Annotated in this window: 18 protein-coding genes and 1 pseudogene; 11 read left to right on the forward strand and 8 right to left on the reverse strand. The window is 71.5% G+C overall.

The annotated features are described in order from the left end of the window. The first annotated feature begins 886 nt into the window (after window positions 1-886). Genes B4U46_RS33560 through B4U46_RS33570 form a run of 3 tightly spaced genes read left to right on the forward strand, consistent with a single transcriptional unit; the run spans window position 887 to window position 2,351 of the window. Window positions 887-1,648 (forward strand): hypothetical protein, encoded by a 762-nt coding sequence (locus B4U46_RS33560; protein ID WP_079431345.1) that lies wholly within the window; start codon window positions 887-889, stop codon window positions 1,646-1,648. After that, window positions 1,648-2,160 carry a hypothetical protein gene (locus tag B4U46_RS33565; protein WP_079431346.1) on the forward strand — a complete coding sequence of 171 codons (513 nt, stop codon included), beginning with the start codon at window positions 1,648-1,650 and terminating at the stop codon, window positions 2,158-2,160. Before B4U46_RS33560 ends, B4U46_RS33565 begins: the two co-directional genes overlap by 1 nt. Further along, a complete protein-coding gene (locus B4U46_RS33570; protein ID WP_079431347.1) occupies window positions 2,142-2,351 on the forward strand; it encodes a hypothetical protein in 210 nt (69 codons plus the stop codon). The genes B4U46_RS33565 and B4U46_RS33570 overlap by 19 nt, the downstream gene beginning before the upstream one ends. 333 nt (window positions 2,352-2,684) lie before the next feature. Here the strand turns inward: B4U46_RS33570 and B4U46_RS33575 are convergent, their stop codons facing one another. Next, window positions 2,685-2,972 (reverse strand): chaplin, encoded by a 288-nt coding sequence (locus tag B4U46_RS33575; protein WP_079431348.1) that lies wholly within the window; start codon window positions 2,970-2,972, stop codon window positions 2,685-2,687. 578 nt (window positions 2,973-3,550) lie between these two features. Here B4U46_RS33575 and B4U46_RS40730 point away from each other — a divergent pair. Both B4U46_RS40730 and B4U46_RS33585 read left to right on the forward strand, forming a co-directional pair. Beyond that, window positions 3,551-3,772 (forward strand): cold shock domain-containing protein, encoded by a 222-nt coding sequence (locus tag B4U46_RS40730; RefSeq protein ID WP_159036672.1) that lies wholly within the window; start codon window positions 3,551-3,553, stop codon window positions 3,770-3,772. 748 nt (window positions 3,773-4,520) lie between these two features. Beyond that, on the forward strand, window positions 4,521-5,051 hold the full coding sequence (locus B4U46_RS33585; protein WP_079431350.1) for an NUDIX hydrolase: 531 nt from the start codon (window positions 4,521-4,523) through the stop codon (window positions 5,049-5,051). A 367-nt stretch (window positions 5,052-5,418) separates the two neighbouring features. Here the strand turns inward: B4U46_RS33585 and B4U46_RS33590 are convergent, their stop codons facing one another. The 4 genes from B4U46_RS33590 to B4U46_RS33605 all read right to left on the reverse strand — a co-directional run bounded on the left by B4U46_RS33590 (window position 5,419) and on the right by B4U46_RS33605 (window position 7,525). Further along, entirely contained in the window at window positions 5,419-5,706 is a 288-nt protein-coding gene (locus B4U46_RS33590; protein WP_079431351.1) for a chaplin, read from the reverse strand. Window positions 5,707-5,967: 261 nt separating this feature from the next. Next, a complete protein-coding gene (locus tag B4U46_RS33595; protein ID WP_079431352.1) occupies window positions 5,968-6,471 on the reverse strand; it encodes a hypothetical protein in 504 nt (167 codons plus the stop codon). Next, complete coding sequence (locus B4U46_RS33600; RefSeq protein ID WP_079431353.1) at window positions 6,468-6,824, reverse strand: pyridoxamine 5'-phosphate oxidase family protein; 357 nt, start codon at window positions 6,822-6,824, stop codon at window positions 6,468-6,470. Before B4U46_RS33600 ends, B4U46_RS33595 begins: the two co-directional genes overlap by 4 nt. Further along, window positions 6,821-7,525, reverse strand: coding sequence for a hemerythrin domain-containing protein (locus B4U46_RS33605; RefSeq protein ID WP_237293232.1), 705 nt, complete (start codon window positions 7,523-7,525; stop codon window positions 6,821-6,823). The genes B4U46_RS33600 and B4U46_RS33605 overlap by 4 nt, the downstream gene beginning before the upstream one ends. 226 nt (window positions 7,526-7,751) lie before the next feature. Here B4U46_RS33605 and B4U46_RS33610 point away from each other — a divergent pair, with 226 nt between their 5' ends. Both B4U46_RS33610 and B4U46_RS33620 read left to right on the forward strand, forming a co-directional pair. Beyond that, window positions 7,752-11,150 carry a BTAD domain-containing putative transcriptional regulator gene (locus B4U46_RS33610; RefSeq protein WP_167747618.1) on the forward strand — a complete coding sequence of 1,133 codons (3,399 nt, stop codon included), beginning with the start codon at window positions 7,752-7,754 and terminating at the stop codon, window positions 11,148-11,150. Window positions 11,151-12,221: 1,071 nt separating this feature from the next. Continuing rightward, window positions 12,222-12,833: a hypothetical protein gene (locus tag B4U46_RS33620; protein WP_079431356.1), complete on the forward strand. Its 612-nt coding sequence runs from the start codon at window positions 12,222-12,224 to the stop codon at window positions 12,831-12,833. Between the two features lie 66 nt (window positions 12,834-12,899). Here the strand turns inward: B4U46_RS33620 and B4U46_RS38445 are convergent, their stop codons facing one another. Beyond that, window positions 12,900-13,220 (reverse strand): hypothetical protein, encoded by a 321-nt coding sequence (locus B4U46_RS38445; RefSeq protein WP_185117133.1) that lies wholly within the window; start codon window positions 13,218-13,220, stop codon window positions 12,900-12,902. A gap of 127 nt (window positions 13,221-13,347) precedes the next feature. Between B4U46_RS38445 and B4U46_RS33630 the strand changes: the two genes are divergently transcribed. Further along, window positions 13,348-13,929: a flavodoxin family protein gene (locus B4U46_RS33630; RefSeq protein ID WP_079431357.1), complete on the forward strand. Its 582-nt coding sequence runs from the start codon at window positions 13,348-13,350 to the stop codon at window positions 13,927-13,929. A 232-nt stretch (window positions 13,930-14,161) separates the two neighbouring features. On the opposite strand, the gene B4U46_RS37710 is transcribed toward B4U46_RS33630, so the two are convergent. After that, window positions 14,162-14,479, reverse strand: a complete 318-nt coding sequence (locus tag B4U46_RS37710; protein WP_123995182.1) for a hypothetical protein — start codon at window positions 14,477-14,479, stop codon at window positions 14,162-14,164. Window positions 14,480-14,851: 372 nt separating this feature from the next. Between B4U46_RS37710 and B4U46_RS37715 the strand changes: the two genes are divergently transcribed. The 3 genes and pseudogenes from B4U46_RS37715 to B4U46_RS33640 all read left to right on the forward strand — a co-directional run bounded on the left by B4U46_RS37715 (window position 14,852) and on the right by B4U46_RS33640 (window position 16,064). Further along, a complete protein-coding gene (locus tag B4U46_RS37715) occupies window positions 14,852-15,094 on the forward strand; it encodes an SH3 domain-containing protein (RefSeq protein WP_123995181.1) in 243 nt (80 codons plus the stop codon). 290 nt (window positions 15,095-15,384) lie between these two features. Then, a pseudogene (locus B4U46_RS39585) lies at window positions 15,385-15,495 on the forward strand (PRC-barrel domain containing protein); the annotation flags it as partial. 320 nt (window positions 15,496-15,815) lie between these two features. Then, complete coding sequence (locus B4U46_RS33640) at window positions 15,816-16,064, forward strand: DUF6381 family protein (protein WP_257790375.1); 249 nt, start codon at window positions 15,816-15,818, stop codon at window positions 16,062-16,064. Between the two features lie 266 nt (window positions 16,065-16,330). Here B4U46_RS33640 and B4U46_RS39970 read toward each other — a convergent pair whose 3' ends face one another. After that, a complete protein-coding gene (locus B4U46_RS39970; RefSeq protein WP_257790376.1) occupies window positions 16,331-16,462 on the reverse strand; it encodes a hypothetical protein in 132 nt (43 codons plus the stop codon). Between the last annotated feature and the right edge of the window lie 79 nt (window positions 16,463-16,541).

The following is a 16,541-nucleotide window of genomic DNA, read 5'->3' on the forward strand; positions in this document are numbered from 1 at the left end:
CTCGAAGTCCACACACCGGACGAACTTCCGCGGGTCGTTCGGGTTCGAGAAGTAGCCCTCTGCCGCTTCGGGCCCTGTCGCCGTTGTGGGGGCGGCGGGCAGAACCGCCCTGTGATGATCTTGCTCATGGTGGGCCGCCACCGCGGCCACCGCTGCCTTCGTCCTGTCTCTGCCCGCCACGACCGCGCACGCCGCCCCGGAGCGTGCCGCGGTGTGGCTGCTCCTTTCTTCGGGCCGAAGGCAGGGGGACCGGCCCCCGTGTGAAGAGGTGCCCTCATGGCAGAAACGACCGACCGCACCCCCGCCCGCCGCGAAGCCCTCAAACTCTTCCCCCCCGCCCTGCTCACGCCCTCCCGTCCTGCGCCCGCTGCCAGGGCTACGCCCACCGACGCGACACCGCCACCGGCCCCCTACGCGGAACCGGAACCCTGGTCACCGACATGCAGGTCCTGATGAAGCGCTGCGCACGGGCCGGGCACCGGTGAGGCGCCGGTATGCCCTCGGGGAGAGGCTGCTCGACCGCGACCGCCAGGCCCACGGCGTCATCGTCGGGGTCTATCCCTCCCCGCTGGTGGTGCGGCTGGTGGACGCCTCGGGGTTCCAGTGGATCGCCCGCACCGTCGACTGCGAGCAGCTCGGCGCACGGCCGGCCGTCCCCGAGGAGCGGACTTGGCCGGGCCGGGTACCGGTGGACGTACCGCCCACCGAGCTACGGGTGGGGGGAACCAGGTCCTCGCCGGCGGCCCTCTGGCCGCGATCACCGATCTGCGCTACCGCTAGGGCGCCACCCGCACGATGATCCTGGACAACGGGTGTGTCGCCGTCGCGGAACCTGCGGGGGCGCGTCTACCGCCCCCGCATCTGACCCCGGTCGGCGCCGAGCGCCGTGCCGGCGACCGATCTGGAGCAGGACCTGCTGGGACTGATGCGTACCGCGATGTCGGATACGGAGATCGGGGACTGGGGCCGGGTCTACCGGGAGTCGGTCCAGAAGCTGGGGACCTTGGACGTGGTCCCGGATGCCATCACCGCCCGGCCGGCGACCTCCGGCTTCAGCTTCGACGACCTGAGGGCGGGCTTCGCGGCCGTCAACGCCGAGCACCTGGCGCAGCCGAGCACGGCGTTGGTGGACCGCGAGGTGGTGGCGGCGGGGGGATCCGTCGACAGTCCTGAGTTCCTTGCGGGCATGCGTGAGTACGGCTTCGGTGTCACCGTCTTCGACGGGCAGCGCAGGGAGGCCGACGCGCCGCAGCCGTTCAGCTGCAAGCTGGACTTGGAGAACTTCTACGTCCAGCGGGCGGTGGGCGACCAGTTCGGCGGCAGGGACGAGATCTACTGGTGCTCGACGGCCTCCAGCGACAAGACTCGGGGGAGGGCCTACCGGTCGGAGGAGTTCGGGGCGGTGAAGACCGGGCAGACCCGCGCCGTCAGCGCGTCGAACCGGACTGTGTTCGAGGGCTCGGTGGACAAGGCGGTCGTGCTTTCCCTGTCGTGCTGGGAGGCCGACCAGAGCACCAGTGCCTGGTACGACGCGCTGCACCTGTATCTGCAGAAGATGGCCGAGTACCTCTTCGACACGATCACATGGGGGATCTCACCCAGATGCCGGGAGCCGGCCTGGTCGGCCGGCTGGGTGAGCTCAACCTGATGGGCATCATTTTGCTGGAGCATCTGCGCAACGACGATGATCTGTCCTGTGAGCGGGCGATCGTGCTGGACCGGACCGACCTGGCGATCCTGTCCCACCGCTCCAGCGCGAACTGGCACTTCGACGGTGGCGGCCATCACGTGCTGAAGGTGAAGTACACCGGTGACAAGGTGCCCTTCCCCTCCGGCACCCTGGAATACGCCGTCCGCACCGGGGAGAGCTGGGGCGCGCCGATCGCGCTGCCGTGGGAGAGCATCACACCGCCCGCCCTGTGCTCGTACAAGGGCCAGCTGTATGCCTCGTTCGTGCAGTCGGACGGCGCGGTGCTGTGGTCGCGCCTGGAAAACGGGACGTGGCGCAAGCCTGCGGAGGTCGGGGGAGATTACAGCCACCGGGCCCCCGCCCTGGGAGTAGCCACCGGCAAGCTCCACTACGCCGTCACCGGCACCGACTCCAAGCTGTACACCCGTGCCTTCGACGAGGCCACCTCATCATGGGGGCCCACGGCGTAGCCCTGGCCGACCCCGGCGGCAAACTGTGGATGTTCTTCCGTGCCGTCAACGGTGCACTTCTCGCGGCGACCCACAGCAACAACGCCTGGAGCGGCTACCACAACATCAACACCACCACCCCGCCGACCATGCCGGACGAGCCGGCCGCGGCCTCCTACAACAACAAGCTGTACGTGATGTACCGCCGCTGACCCCGACCAGTGTCCGTAAGAAGCCGGCCGAGAGCGGCTCCTGGTGAGGACCCGGGGGGAGGGCCGCCGGGGCGGAGGCGGCTACGAGGGTGGCGGCCCCAACAGCACCCCACGGCACCATCAGTGCGGAACGGCCCCGTGATCGGTAGGACGGGTCGCTTGTGCTCACGGCGGAGCCGATTCCGTATACCCGAAGACTGCAGCGCACAGCCCGGCACGCATCTGCCTCCCCTTGGAGGATGGAGGGCGATTCCGGTGCCGGGCTGTGTGCTGCGGCTGGTTCACACGGTGGTCTGGCGGCGCGAAGTGCGCCGGGTCCAGGGCCGGGTGGTGTCAGTTGTCGCCGTGCTGCTGGCCCTTGTAGTGGCCGTCCTTGTGCCCGCCGTCGTTGATGCAGACGTTGCCGAAGGCGGGGTTGAGGATGCCGACGATGTTGACGGTGTTGCCGCAGATGTTGACGGGGATGTGGATGGGGACCTGGACGACGTTGCCGGACAGGACGCCGGGGGAGCCGATGGCGGCGCCTTCGGCGGTGGCGTCGGCGGCGGCGATGCCGGCCCCGCCTGCCAGGACGACACCGGCGGCGGCGGTAGCGGCTGCGGCCTTGGCGATACGGAACATCGAAATTCTCCTTGAGCTCACGACTTGCCGGGGAACCCAGCTCGGACGACGCACCCCACAACCGCCCGAACCGCCGGGCCGTTACGGGCACTGGGCCGAATCGGTGACCTGATTCCGGCGTGTGGCTTACAAGCTCTGCCCTGACCGCTACGACATCCGGACCGCCTGCCTCGGACGGTGGCGGGAGCGGTAGTACTACCGGGCCGCCCCCACACCAGTCCGGGCCCGCTCGCTGTCAGTGGTCGACAATGCAAGCGCGTTGATTGCGGCCTTGAATCCCCCTACCAGGCGCTGCGTTCAGTCTGACTTCAGTGTCGCTCGGCTTGACTTGTTTTCAAGATCGCGGGTCTGAGTCCTTGATCCTTGTGGCTCTCCAACAGCTGGATTGATTCCGGCAGTGGTCCCGCCGGAGGCGGCCCGCTACCGGTCTCGGAGGCGCATTGGCCTCGTACTTCCCGGTGGGAGCGACGTTCGCTCGATTGGGGGGAAGTGTCGCTTGCGCGAACCGCAAGGCTCTGGCCAGTAGTCCTGGCTCACATCTGTTCTTGTGAGAGGGGAGCGTTGTGCCCAGGGGGACTGTGAAGTGGTTCGATCCGAAGGCGGGAGTTGGTGTCATCGCATGGGGCGACGGCGAACCGGACGCCGTTGTGTACCCCTCAGCCATCCAGCTCTGTTGTCGTGCACGCACTCTGGTGGCGACCGAGGCTGTCACCCTCGACGTGATCAAAGACTCTCAGGGAGTCTGGGCGGCAAACGTGCGCCGGACAGGGCCTTGCTGTGGAGGCCACACATCGCCGTGAGCAATACACGGCGTCCGAGCGGCGGTCGACGCGGCAGCACGGCCAGCCGCTCATCCCGGGCCGCTCGCGCACGACCTGGACGTAGCTCTGGCTGCCGAACCCGCGGACGACCCAGCACGGGGACGCCCGGGCGCTCCAGCCAGCCCCTGAGCCGGGCCGGCAAGGTGTCCTTCTCGCAGGCCGGCTGCAGGGCGGTCGCCTGGCCGGCGGTCCGGTCCAGGGCGAACCAGTCAGGAACAGTCCGGAGGAAGGCGCCGGCGTCCGGTCACGCCTGTGTACATGGACCACCGCGATGAGCTCCGCGTGCGGGCGGTGCATCGCGACCTCGACGAGCAGCTGCTGCCCGCCGGCGCAGGCGAGGCCGCAGCGTAGACGAGACTGGAGAAGCGTGCGGTGACGAACGCCGCCGCGACGAGGCTCGGGCCGAGGGGGCGGAGGCGATCGAGCTGGTCGTCATGGATCCGCCTTCATGTGCGGGTGGGTGACCTTGTGAAGGGCCCAACCGGCCGGGTGGCGGGGGGATACGCGGCCGAGCGGGCACGCGCGGCGGACCTGTCGCGGGAGCCCGAGCCTGATGCCTGACGCCTGATGCCGCGTCGGCTGGGCGTACGGACCCTTCCACCCGCGCCACCGCAGGGGCGGATTCTCGGAGACCGGACAAGATCAGCCGACGGGCCCGGCCCGTGAAAGGCTGGTGCCGCGGGACCACTTGGCCGCGCCATCCCTCTTCGAGAGCAGGTACGACGACATGCGATGGACCATCCACGGCGAGCGCACGGTGCACGACACGCCCTGGGTGCGGTTGCGTTCGCTGGACGTGGAGCAGCCGGACGGCGCGCGGGTCGACTACCACGTCGTACGGCTGCGGGACCTGGCCGTGACGGCGGCGGTCGACGAGCGGCAGCGGGTGCTGATGATGTGGCGCCACCGCTTCGTCACGGACACCTGGGCGTGGGAGTTGCCGATGGGGCTGGTCGAGGACGGCGAGAGCCCCGCCACCGCCGCCGGCCGGGAGCTGGAGGAGGAAACGGGGTGGCGGCCGCAGGGCCTGCGGGAGCTGATCTACGCGGAGCCGGCGGCCGGGATCACCGACGCGCGGCACTTTGTGTTCCGCACGGACGACGCCCGGCGCGTCGGTGAGCCGACCGAACGCAACGAGTCGGACCGGGTGGAATGGATCCCGCTGGCCGACATCCCCGGCATGATCGCCCGCCGGGAGATCGTCAGCAGCGCGACGCTGGTGGGCGTGATGGCGCTCCTGCTGGACGGCATGGCCTGAGCCGGCCGCCCGTGCCCCCCCGCCCGCCGCCCACCGGAGGGGTGCGCTCTCGCGACGCGGACCGCCCAGACCGTCGTCTCTTCGCGTACGCCTCACGGCGAGCCGCACTCCACGGCGTCTGCTCAGCGGGCAGGGAGCGTCATTCGAAGCGTGGCGCCTTCCTGTCTGCTCCCGGTGATTGAGGGGTAAGGGCGGAGCCGTTTCGTTTTCATCGCGGGAACTGCAGCGCACAGCCCGATACGGGAGCCGGCCTGCCCTTGGACGACGTGCGGGAGGCCGATCGGTACCGGGCTGTGCGCTGCTGCTGGTTCACTCGGCGGTCTGGGGTGACGGCGCGAAGTGTGCCGGGTCCAGGGCCGGGTGTTGGTCAGTATTCGCCGTGCTGCTGGCCCTTGTAGTGGCCGTCCTTGAGGCCGCCGTCGTTGATGCAGACGTTGCCGAAGGCGGGGTTGAGGATGCCGACGATGTTGACAGTGTTGCCGCAGATGTTGACGGGGATGTGGATGGGGACCTGGACGACGTTGCCGGACAGGACGCCGGGGGAGCCGATGGCGGCGCCTTCGGCGGTGGCGTCGGCGGCGGCCGTGCCGACCCCGCCTGCCAGGACGGCGCCAGCGGCGGCGGTAAGGGCTACGGCCTTGGCGATACGGGACATCACAATCTCCTTGAACTAATGATTCCTGGGAAGACAGCACGGACGACGCAGCCCATAACCGCCCGGGCAGCGAGCCCGTCACGGCCGCTGAGCCGAAACGGTGACCTGCGCCCTGCCCGGCGACCCGGTCCCCGACGGCCTCCGTGTCTCCGCTTCCGCCGCCCGCTCCCGCTCCACCCCACCCCCCTTCCAAGCGCGTCGGGGCGGCTGCCAGACACATCAAAAGCGGGGCGAGGCGCGGCAGCGGGGGAGGCTGGTGGGTCAGCGGCGGTACATCACATATAGCTTGTTGTCGTTGGAGGCTGCGGTCGGTTCGTCCATCGGCCGGGCGGCTCCCAGGGGGCCGACGTGGTGCAGGGCGCTCCATCCGATGGTGTGGCTCGCGGCGTTCAGGGCGCCGTCTCCGGTGCGCAGGAAGATCCACAGTTTCCTGTCGTGGGCGGCGAGGGCGGGGCCGTGCGAAGTGCCCCAGCCGGTGATGGCGCCGTGGCTGTCCCAGTTTTCGCCGCCGCCGGCCGTCGCGCTGGAGTACACCTTGGCGTCGGTTCCGCGGGTGGTCCGCCACAGATAGCCGCCGTGGGGGGCCATCGCGACGGGGTTGTCGACGGTCCATTTCAGGTTGTCCTCGAGGACGTCGCGCCAGCGGGTGCCGTCGGTGAGGTTCAGGTAGGGCCTTCGGTCGGCGCCGATCTCGGTGAGCCAGACCCAGTCCTGGAACTGCGCCAGGGAGGGGGCGCAGACGGGTGTGTGTCCCTCGAACTTCACTGCCGTGCTCCAGGAACTGCCGTTGAAGTGCGTCGCCACAGTGTTTTGTTGGTGCCGGTGACGGCGTAGTACAGCTTGCCGTGAGCGGCGCGGCCGCTGACGGCGATCTGCGGGGCGGGGTCGAGCCCGCTGCCCGTCGGATCGGAGAAGAGCAGGGCGACCCTGCCGTCCCGGCGGATGTTGAACGCCTTCTGCGCGAACGCGAGGGAGGTGGTCAACAGCAGCGTGCCGTCCGGCCTGCGCTTCACCGCCGTCGGCCAGGCAGCCGGGGTGCCGTCCTTGCCCAGGGTGGCGAACTCGCAGGTGCGGTAGGCGTCCAAGACGTCGAGCGGCGCCGAGGCGAGGACGCTCACCGGGCTGCCCCACCGTCGAGCGGGGCGCGCAGGGTGCGGCAGGCGGCGGCGTACTGGCGCCGGCCGAAGGCCCGCCACATCAGGCGGCCGATCAGGGGTGCCCTGTCCAGGAAGTAGGCCCGCTCCTGCGGGTCCGTGTCCTCGAGGAGAGCGCCGAGGGCCAGCAGGAGCTTGTCCTTGGGAACCGTCTCCATGCCCCGGCGGCCCACCGCGTCCCACTCGGCGACCGACAGGTGCTCCTCGACCAGGGGCAGGACCAGCCGCTCCTCGTCGTCGAGGTGCTCCAGGAGAGCGCACCGGTGCTCCTCCAGAGCCCCTGCGAGCTCCTCGGCAGCCGCCCGGCCGGGGCTCCGCTGCCAGGCGGGCGCTCGGTCGGTGACCTCGGCCAGGCTCCGGTCGATCCGAGCGTGCTGCTCCTCCATGCGCACGACGATGTCCGTGCCCTCGGCGACCGCCTCGGCCCGCCCGCGCAGCAGCGGCCAGATCGTCTCGTCCTCGACGGTGTGGTGGTGGTGCAGCCCGGTGACGTACTCGGCCAGGTGCGCGCCGACGATCGCGGCCCGCTCCGTCGCGCCTTCGGGTACGGCCCGCACCAAGCGGGGAAGCAGGGCCGACTCGCGCCGGAAGACGCGGTGCACGACGACCATCTCGTGGGTGTACGGGCGCCCGGGGGAGGGGCTGGGGGTGCTGCTGTGGGACACGCTCGAATGCTCCGGGTGATCGATGGCGGAACGGGCGGGAGCAGCGTGCCGAGCGCCGCTTGGCGTTCACTGCGCCCCCACTTGACGCTGGCTTGGCGGGCACGCGGAGTCCGTGCCTCCGACGCTGCCGCCCCGACGTTCCGTCCCTCCCTCAAACACCCTCTGAGCAGGTACGTTTACCCGTCGTCCAGTGATCGTTCCAGTCATCTCCGGTACATTCGCCGACGTGTTGCGCATACGAGTGCTGGGCCCCCTGGAAGCCGAGTCGGAAGGCAGGCCCGTCCCCCTGGGAGCCCCCCGGCAGCGGGCCGTGCTCGCCGGGCTGCTCGCCGCCCGGGGCGCGGTGGTCTCGGTCGACCGGCTCGCCGAGGATCTGTGGCGCGGCACTCCGCCCGCGAAGGCCACCGCCTCCCTGCACGCCTACGTGTCCAACCTGCGCCGCCTCCTGGAACCGGAGCGGCCGCCGCGCGCCCCCGCCGGTGTGCTCGTCACCTGTGCGCCGGGATACGCCCTCCGGCTGCCGGACGAGGCCGTGGACGCCTGGCACTTCGAATCCCGGCTGGAGCAGGCCCGGCGGGCCGCCGCCCCCCGCTCCCGGGAGCTGCTGGCCGAGGCGCTGTCCTGGTGGCGGGGCCCGGCCTTCCAGGAACACGCCGACGAGGAATGGGCCGCACCCGAAGCAGCCCGGCTGACCGCCCTGTTGGCGGACGCCCGCGAGCTCGCCGTCGCGGCCGACTTGCGCGCCGGGCCCCCGGCCGAGGCCGCGCGGGCTGCCGCCGCCCTCGTCGAGGCGGAGCCGCTGCGCGAGGAGGGATGGCGGCTGCTCGCGCTCGCGCACTGGGCCTGCGGGCGCCAGGCGGAAGCGCTGGCCGTGCTGCGCCGCGCGCGGGCCGTGCTACGGGAGGAGCTGGGCTGCGATCCGTCGCCCGTCCTGACCGGTGTCGAGCAAGCCCTCCTGGAGCAGCGCCTGGACGTCCTGCGCGCCGGAACGTCACCGGGCACCGACCCGTCCGGCGGCCTCGACGAGTCGCACGCGGCCGGTGTGCCCGTAGCTGCTGCCGAGGTCCGGACGCCGCCGCCGGGGACGGCCGGGGCCGAGGCCGCGCGGCCGTTCCTCGGGCGGGCCCGGGAATTGCGCACCGCCGAGGCCGCCGCCCGCGCCGCGCGTGCGGGCGGAGGGCTGATGCTGGTCACCGGAGAGGCGGGGGCCGGGAAGTCGGCCTTCCTCGCCCGGTTCGCCGACCGGCTGGCCGGTGACGGCTGGACGGTGGTGGTCGGACGCTGCCCCGAATACGAAGGGGCGCCCCCGGCCTGGGCCTGGGTCGAGGCACTCGGCGCACTGGCCCGCCAGGCACCCGCCGCCCCGGCCGAACTGGCGGTCCTGCTGCACGAACCGGACGCGGCACCCGCCGCCACCCGGGACGAGGCCACGGCCGGCCGCTTCCGCATGCACCGGGCGTTCGCCGCCTGGCTCTCCGCCGCGGCCGACGGCAGGCCGCTCGCCGTGTTCCTGGAGGACCTGCACCGGGCCGACGGGGAGACGCTGGCACTGCTGGAGGCAGCCGCCGCGGTCACCGGCGTGCCGCTCCTCACCGTCGGCTGCTACCGCCCGGCGGAGGCCGGCGACCGGCTGGCGAAGACCCTCGCCCAGCTCGCCCCTCGGACCCCGCACCGGATCGCGCTGGGCGGGCTTCCGGCCGACGCCGTCGCCACCGTCGTCGCCGCGGTCTGCCGCACCCCCGCTTCGCCGGACACCGTGGCCGCGATCGCCGCGCGCACCGGCGGCAACCCGTTCTACGTGTGGGAGAGCGCCCGTCTCCTGGACAGCGAAGGCGCCCTGGTCGCCCTGTCCGAGGTCCCCCAGGGCGTCCGGGACGTCCTGCGCCGGCGGCTGGCCCTGCTGCCCGACGCCGCGCTCGCCGCCCTGCGCCTGGTGGCCGTCATGGGCGCGGACACGGACGTGGCGCTGCTGGTGGAGGCGGCCGACACGGACGAGGAATCGGTCCTCGAAGGGCTCGACGCCGCGCTCGCCGCCGACCTGCTCACGGAGCCGGGCCCGGGCCGGGTCGGCTTCGTGCACGCCCTGGTACGCGACACCGTCTACACCGACCTGACCGGCGTGCGCCGCGCCCGGCTGCACGACCGCGTCGCCGCGGTCCTGCGCCGCCACCGCCCCGACGACCTGGCGGCGCTGGCCCACCACTTCGCCCGCTCCGGCCGGTCCGTGAACGCCCCGCTCGCCGTGGACTACGCCCTGCGCGCGGCCGAGCAGGCGGAACGCCGGTACGCGCACGACGTGGCCGTCGGGCTGCTCGCGCAGGCACTCGACGTGCACGCGGCGGCCACCGCCGACCCGTACGCCGACCCCGACTCGAGCATCGCCCTGCTGGTGCGCCTGCTCGGCGCCCAGGTCCGCGCCGGCGCCACCGACGCGGCGCGCCACACTCGGCAGCGGGCCGCGGACCTGGCGGTACGGGCCAACCGTGACGACCTGGTCGCCGCGGTCTACGGAGCGTGGACCGAGCCCTCGCCCTGGCGCACCCGGCTGGAAGGGCTCTTCGACCGGACGGCGCTGGCCCGGCTGGAGCGGCTCGCCGGGGACCGGGCGCTGGACGAGGCGACCCGGGCCCGGGTGCTCCAGGTGCTGGCGGACGCGGTGGCCGGCGAGGACGCCGCGCGCGCCCGTGAGGCGGCCGACGCGCAGCTGGCGCTCGCCGACTCCTCAGGGGAGCCCCGGCTGCTGGCCTCCGCCCTGATGACCTCGGCCAAGCTGCCGCCGCACGAACGGCAGGCCGGGGGGCGGGACCCCCTCGTCGCCCGGCTGCGCCTGCTCGCCGCCGAGCACGACCTGCCCGCGTACCGGTGGGTGTGCGAGCACCTGGACGCCATGACGGCCGCCACCCGCAACGACCCGGCGGGCGTCCGCCGTCACACGGGGGAGGGGCTGCACCTCGCCGACCGGTACGGCATGCTCTGGGCGCGCGGCATCAACGCCACCACCCGGGCCATGCTCGCCGCCGTCGAGGGACGGTTCACCGAGGCGGAGGAGCGTTACGCCCAGGCCGAAGAGCTGTTCCGGCGGGTGGGCGCGCACCACGCGAACGGTCCGCGCACGCTGGGCCTGTGGACGATCCGGTTCACCCAGGGGCGGACGGCGGACATCGCGCGCAGCGTCCGCGAGGTGCACGAGGCGGTCGGCGAGCCGGTGGCCGTGGCGCACGCCCTCCTCCTGGCCCGCCAGGGCCGACTGGACGAGGCCCGCGAGATCCGGTTCCCGGCCTTGCCGGTGACGGACCACCTGTACGGCATCGAACTGGACTACCGCAGCGAACTGGCCGTCCTGTGCGGGGACACCACCACGGCCGGCCTGTTGGCAGGGCATCTGCTGCCGCTCCAGGACCAGTTCGGGGGCGCGGCGGGCGCGGCCTACGCCACGCGGCCGCTCGCCCACCCGCTGGGGGACCTGTACCGCCTGCTCGGCGAGGAGGAGGCGGCGGCCGACGCGTACGCGCGCGCCGAACGCGTCGCGCTGGCCTGGAACTCCTCCCTGCACGCGGCATCCGCGCGCCGTGCCGCCGCGGAACTGGCCGCGGCACGGAGGCGACGCCGTATCTTCGTGCCCTGACGGGCCGGTGAATCTCAGGTGTCCTATTGAGGCGGCTGAGGTACTCGGCCCGATGAAGGTCGCCGAGTGTGCACGGCCTCACGCGAGCTTCTCGCCTACCTGGAAGGTCGAAATCCATTGTCGCGGGGTGTCTCCTTCACCGCCTGCGATCACGGCATATGTGAGCCATGCCGTGGGACTGTTCTGCATCGCTGCCGACGCCGTGCACGGCCCCCAGGTCACCTACGACGGACTCCCCCTGGTCGGGAGGGACATGGCGGAACCGGAGAGCGACGCAATCGCGTACGCCGAGGCGAATGACGTGCAGTTCCGCATCACAGCCGAGGTTACGCGGCACCGGATGATCCCGGGATCGTCATGCGCGCGCAACCGGTCGGAGAGGCCCTCCGATCGCGTCCGCTGTTCATGGTCCCGCGCGACGGCGCGTGGACGGAACGTCGGGGTTGGTCAGCAGCAGATCGGCCTCCCTGGGCCATAGTGCTGCCATGGGGGTCGGGCTCAGGTTCCTGTGCGGACCGGGGACGTACCACGAGGGTGGGCACGACCCTTCGAGCGGCGGCACATTTGTCTCCTGCCGCCGGAGCCCGCGCGTGCCCTCTGACCTTGCTGACACCTGTCATCGCGGCCACCGCCCACACACCCGCCCCACCGCCCACACACCCGCCCCACCGCCAAGACGCCCGTCGCCAAGGCCTCCGCGCCTGCCCCGGCCGCCGCCCCGGCGCACGCCCCAGCCGCGCGGCCAGCCGACCCTCAGATCCCCGCCCCCACTTCCGCCCCCATTCCCGTCCGCGCTCCAGGGACGGCTCCGGCGCCCGCTCCGGGGCGGCTGCGGGCGCCGCTCCGGCCCCGGCCACCAGTGTTGTTCCCGCCGTCGTGCCGCCGGCAGGCGACGCCGATCCGTGGGCGGTGCCCGCGCGCACGGACGCGAAGCGCGAGCCGGCCCTTCCTTCGTGGTCAGCCTTCGGGACGGATTTCCCCCGTTCGCCTGACCAGAGGACGCCGGTGCGCGAAGGTCGTGGCAGACGGGCCCGCGGCCGGGCGGGCCCTGCCAGGCGGTGAAGGGGCGTTATGGCCGGCGACAGGGGGACGTGGACGACCGAGGAGTTCGGGACCTCCCACGAGGGCTGGGTCGGGGTCCTCCTGGCCGACGGGACCGTCCCCGCGCCCGCGCTCTTCGACACCGGTTCGGGCCCCGATGTCCACCAGACATCTCACTGGTCCGTCTACGACGGCCGCTTCACGCACATCCCGCGCGCGGCCGCGCTCCGCGGAACCTGCTCGTGCGGATGGAGCGGCCCCGAACACCCCTTGGACTGGGACGCGATCGGCAGGCAGGATCTGGAGGACGCCGCCGACGAACAGGCGGACGCGTGCTGCCAGGAGTGGGACGAGCACACGACCGCCGTCGAAGCGGCCACGATCCCGCTCCCCGAGTCCGTCACCCACCTCCTTGAGCAACTGCAAGCCGAGATCGGCAAGCTCGGCGACGACTCGCCCCTCGCCGCGGTCCGTGCGGTCCGCCGGCTGGAGGCCGCCGCCCGCGCGGCGGGGTACTGGGTCGCCCGCTCCGCCCAGCACGACGCCACCCCGGCGCAAGCTGCGACCGCGCTGGGCCTGACCGAGGCCGCCGCCCGCCGCGAACTCGCCCGGCTCGGACGCTGGAGCCCGTACCGGTCTTGACGACCGCCGCTGAAGGAGCGGCGGTCGTCAAGACCGTGCCCGGCGCCCTGCGCTATGGCGGCGGGGTCAGCGCAGCCGGAGGGTGACCTGGGCGCTGTTGATGCTGTCGTAGGTCACCGAGAACGTCTTGCGGGTCCCGGAGCCGCACGCTTCGAACTCGTACGTCTTGCCTGTGCTGCTGGTCAGTCGGCCGAGGGGGGAGAGGATGCGGGAGTCGGGGCAGTCGGCCGCGTACCGCAGGAGTGCCTCGCGTTCGGCGGGGTCGACGGCCAGGCTCCACCGGTGCTCGGTCGCCACCCAATCGCCGAGGTAGCGGCAGTGCACCGCAGCGGCCAGCAGACCACGCTCCGCCCTGCACTCCCTGATCACCCGACTGAGCCGCGACATCGACACCGTCACCGCCGGCTTCGGAGGCGGCGACTGAAGCCATGAACGCGCTGACCGCGCCCGGAAATACCGCGGGGTCGGGCGGGGTTGGACGTGGCACATTCGACAGCGACAACTGGAGCCTCACGTGACCCGTTCGTTCCTCTTTCTCCTGGCCAGCGCCAGACCGGACGGCAACACCGAGCAGCTGGCTCGGACCGCAGCGGAACAGCTCCCGAGCGACACCGAACAGCGGTGGCTGGACCTGGCACAACTGCCGCTGCCCGACTACGTCGACGCGCGGCACGCCGACGCGCCATGGCCGGAGCAGGAGAACGAGGAACTGCTGCGGCAGGCAACGCTCACCGCCACCGACATCGTGATCGCGTCGCCGCTGTACTGGTACTCGCTGTCTTCTTACGCCAAGCGCTACTTCGACTACTGGTCGAAGTGGCTGAGCACCCCGGACCCGGGTTTCAGGACGAAGATGGCGGGTCGCACGCTGTGGGGCGTGACGGCGATGGCGCATCGAGAGGAGATCGTCGCAGAACCGCTGGTGCTCACCCTGCACCACACTGCCGCATACATGGGGATGCGCTTCGGCGGCGTGCTGCTCGGCAACGGCTCCCGGCCGGGGCAAGTACTCGACGATAAGCGAGCCGCAATTCGCGCCAAGACCTTCTTCGCCGAGGAAGCGCCATTCGCCCGCTTCCCGTATGAGGAGGAGTGACACGGCCGGCCGCCTCGGCTCTTTCGATGGTTCCTGGCATGGCCCGACCTTGCCGCAGGTCTGCTCACCTGCTGGGCCACGCCACCGGAGCGGCGTTGCGCCCTGACACCGACTACGTCACAAGATCAGCGCCAGAGCCCGCCAGCCTCAACACCTCGAAAGGGCGTGGCTGAACCAGGCGCGAAGCGAGCGCAATGTCTCACGCTCGCCCCGCGCGGGCTGGCCGCCCCTACTACACCCAGGCGACTCGTTCCACCGTGTCGTTGTAGCCCGCCGGCTCCTCGAGCTTCTCGCCGGCCTTCAGGATGCGCTCACCCTTGCCGATCAGCTTCGCGTCGCTGTCCGTGAGGTTCACCCATGATGAGACGTTCTTGGACATGCTGCGGCCGCCAGGAAGCGGCAACTGGCTGAGCTCCACGTTGAAGCCGGCTCCGATCCCGTACCCCGGGCCCTGGCAGTTGTAGTCCCGATACAGGCCCAGGGTCTTGGGCGGACACGGCGCACCCTCAGGGAGGATCTGGACTACGCCAGGGGGCAGATTGGTGCTCATGGCTCGCTCCGTTCTTCAGCTCCCGCCAGCCTTTCCGGCGGGGCTCGTGCCCACCAACGTTCCACACGAAGGCGGCGCGAACGGACCTGACACAGGGCTTGATCGTTCCTGCAATGGACATGACCACCCACATAGCCGAGTACGTGCGCTCGGCCGTACCCAGCGTCCTCCCCCGCGAGCGCATCGCCCGGCCATCAACAAAGGCCGAGTGGTGGAAATCCACACGCGGGCACGACACCTGTCGCGAAATCCCATCGGCCATCTCCTCCATCCGACCAGGCCTGATTCGACAGCAGCACGCTGCTACGGATCAGTAGCCATACAGAAAGGTGTGTTCGAGACATACGACGCCGCGGTCGATTGGTGGGAGGCGTGGTCGGACGAGGAGGCCCCGGCGTTGCCGCCGCCGGCTCCGACCGCACGCCGCAGCCCGGCCCGCATAGCCTCGGCGACGCCCGTGCCGCAGATATCTCCACGGCCGTGGGTGTGCTGCGGCGTGGGGAGCCGTTCACGCCTTCAGTCACCGACGGCGCCTGGCTGCACGTCACCACCGCCTCGGGCATCACGGGCTGGGTCGACGACGGTGACCTCCCCTCGACCACGGCCCTCGCCTGAACTGACCCGCCCGTACGTTCCCTTCTTTCAGGAGCCCTCTTCGTGTCCGACATCCCCGACGTCTTCGACGGCGACGTGCTCGGCCTTTTCGCCGCCCGGATCGAGGCCCAGTTCGGCCTCGGCCTGAGCGAGCTGACCCTGGCCGTGCCCGCCGCCCCTCAGACTCATCCCGGTGCCACCCAGGCGGTCCACTGGTACGGGCTGCTCTCCCAGGCCCAGCAGGTGCTGGAGACTGCCGAGGACGCGCTGGTCGCGGCGCTGGAGACAGCGGTCGGGGATCAGCTGGACGATCCTTCGGCATGGACGACGTCCTGCCCGAGGAAGAGGCAGCCATCTTCCAGCACTACGGCCTCACCTACCGGCCCGGTGCGGGCGGCGAGCGGCAGCTCGCCCGCCGCTGAGCCCTCACTCGCCCGAGGAGGTGTCCACGTCGTGAAGGCCTTCTTGATCCTGGTCATCGTGGCGATGGTGCTGGGCATCATCGGCGCTGTCGCCGAAGGCATGCTCTACCTGCTGGTCATCGGCATCCTGGTCTTCGTGGCGGCCCTGGTGTACCTGGGCATGCACGGGCGCCGCTCCGGACGCCGCCACCTCCGCTGAGAACGCTGGGTGACCTTTTGTACCCGGCCTGTGCTGCGGGGATAGCGGTGGGTGACCGTGCGGCATGCGGGGGCGGGGGTGCTGTTTCGGTGGTGGCATCCGCTCTCCCCAGGTCCCAGGAGTGATCACGAGTGTTGCAGGCGAGTCCGGGAGCCGTGCACAGCAGATGCGTGACCAGGCGGAGAAGATCGAGCAGGCCGCGGCGCGTGCCACCGGCCCGGCGGAACGCCGGCGGCTGAAGGACAAGGCCCGCCGGATCTTGGACCAGAGCAAGAAGGAGAGCGAGCGGGGCAGCGGGGACATCGAACCCCATATGACGGCCCTGCACATGTACCGGCCGGTGGCTGCCCGCGCGATCCTTTCTGCGTGAGGCAGATGCCGGCCGGTGTTTTGCGTCCAGCGCTCACAGCGGCCGGCCGGTAGTCGCCGCGGTCTGGGCCGGTGGTCAGGCGCTGAGCAGGCGAAGAAGGATCGGTATTGGCGCAGGGCCAGGCGCTGGTCCAGGATTCGGGGCCTGGTCGGGGCTGTCGACTGGTGGCGGTCAGCGTGCCGGACAACGACCGAGGTCGGGGCAGCGGTGGCGGAAACAGTGGTGGGCGGGTCAGTGGGCCGGGCGACGGCGCCGTAGTACCGATCTCACGGCGAGGTAGAGGACGTCGACGATGAGCAGGAGCACGCCGGCGGAGAGCGGTACAGCATGCCGTCGACGGTCGCGCCGATGATGATCAGCACGATCGCGGCGATCAGCAGGAGGTAGAAGAGGGCCATGGTGTGATGCCTCGGTTCGCGGTTGCGAGTGCCCCAGGCGCGGCAGGCTGGTCGTGGCGGCCGTGCTGTATGCGTCCTC

This window comes from Streptomyces katrae (genome assembly GCF_002028425.1).
GTDB classification, from domain to species: Bacteria; Actinomycetota; Actinomycetes; order Streptomycetales; family Streptomycetaceae; genus Streptomyces; species Streptomyces katrae_A.

Excerpts from the sequence above, each read along its gene's own strand:
- B4U46_RS39970 (WP_257790376.1), bottom strand. The coding sequence starts at position 16,462 with ATGGCCCTCTTCTACCTCCTGCTGATCGCCGCGATCGTGCTGATCATC.
- B4U46_RS33590 (WP_079431351.1), bottom strand. The coding sequence starts at position 5,706 with ATGTCCCGTATCGCCAAGGCCGTAGCCCTTACCGCCGCCGCTGGCGCC.
- B4U46_RS33620 (WP_079431356.1), top strand. The coding sequence starts at position 12,222 with ATGGCCGGCGACAGGGGGACGTGGACGACCGAGGAGTTCGGGACCTCC.
- B4U46_RS33585 (WP_079431350.1), top strand. The coding sequence starts at position 4,521 with ATGCGATGGACCATCCACGGCGAGCGCACGGTGCACGACACGCCCTGG.
- B4U46_RS33565 (WP_079431346.1), top strand. The coding sequence starts at position 1,648 with ATGGGCATCATTTTGCTGGAGCATCTGCGCAACGACGATGATCTGTCC.
- B4U46_RS38445 (WP_185117133.1), bottom strand. The coding sequence starts at position 13,220 with ATGTCGCGGCTCAGTCGGGTGATCAGGGAGTGCAGGGCGGAGCGTGGT.
- B4U46_RS37710 (WP_123995182.1), bottom strand. The coding sequence starts at position 14,479 with ATGAGCACCAATCTGCCCCCTGGCGTAGTCCAGATCCTCCCTGAGGGT.
- B4U46_RS33575 (WP_079431348.1), bottom strand. The coding sequence starts at position 2,972 with ATGTTCCGTATCGCCAAGGCCGCAGCCGCTACCGCCGCCGCCGGTGTC.
- B4U46_RS33570 (WP_079431347.1), top strand. The coding sequence starts at position 2,142 with ATGGGGGCCCACGGCGTAGCCCTGGCCGACCCCGGCGGCAAACTGTGG.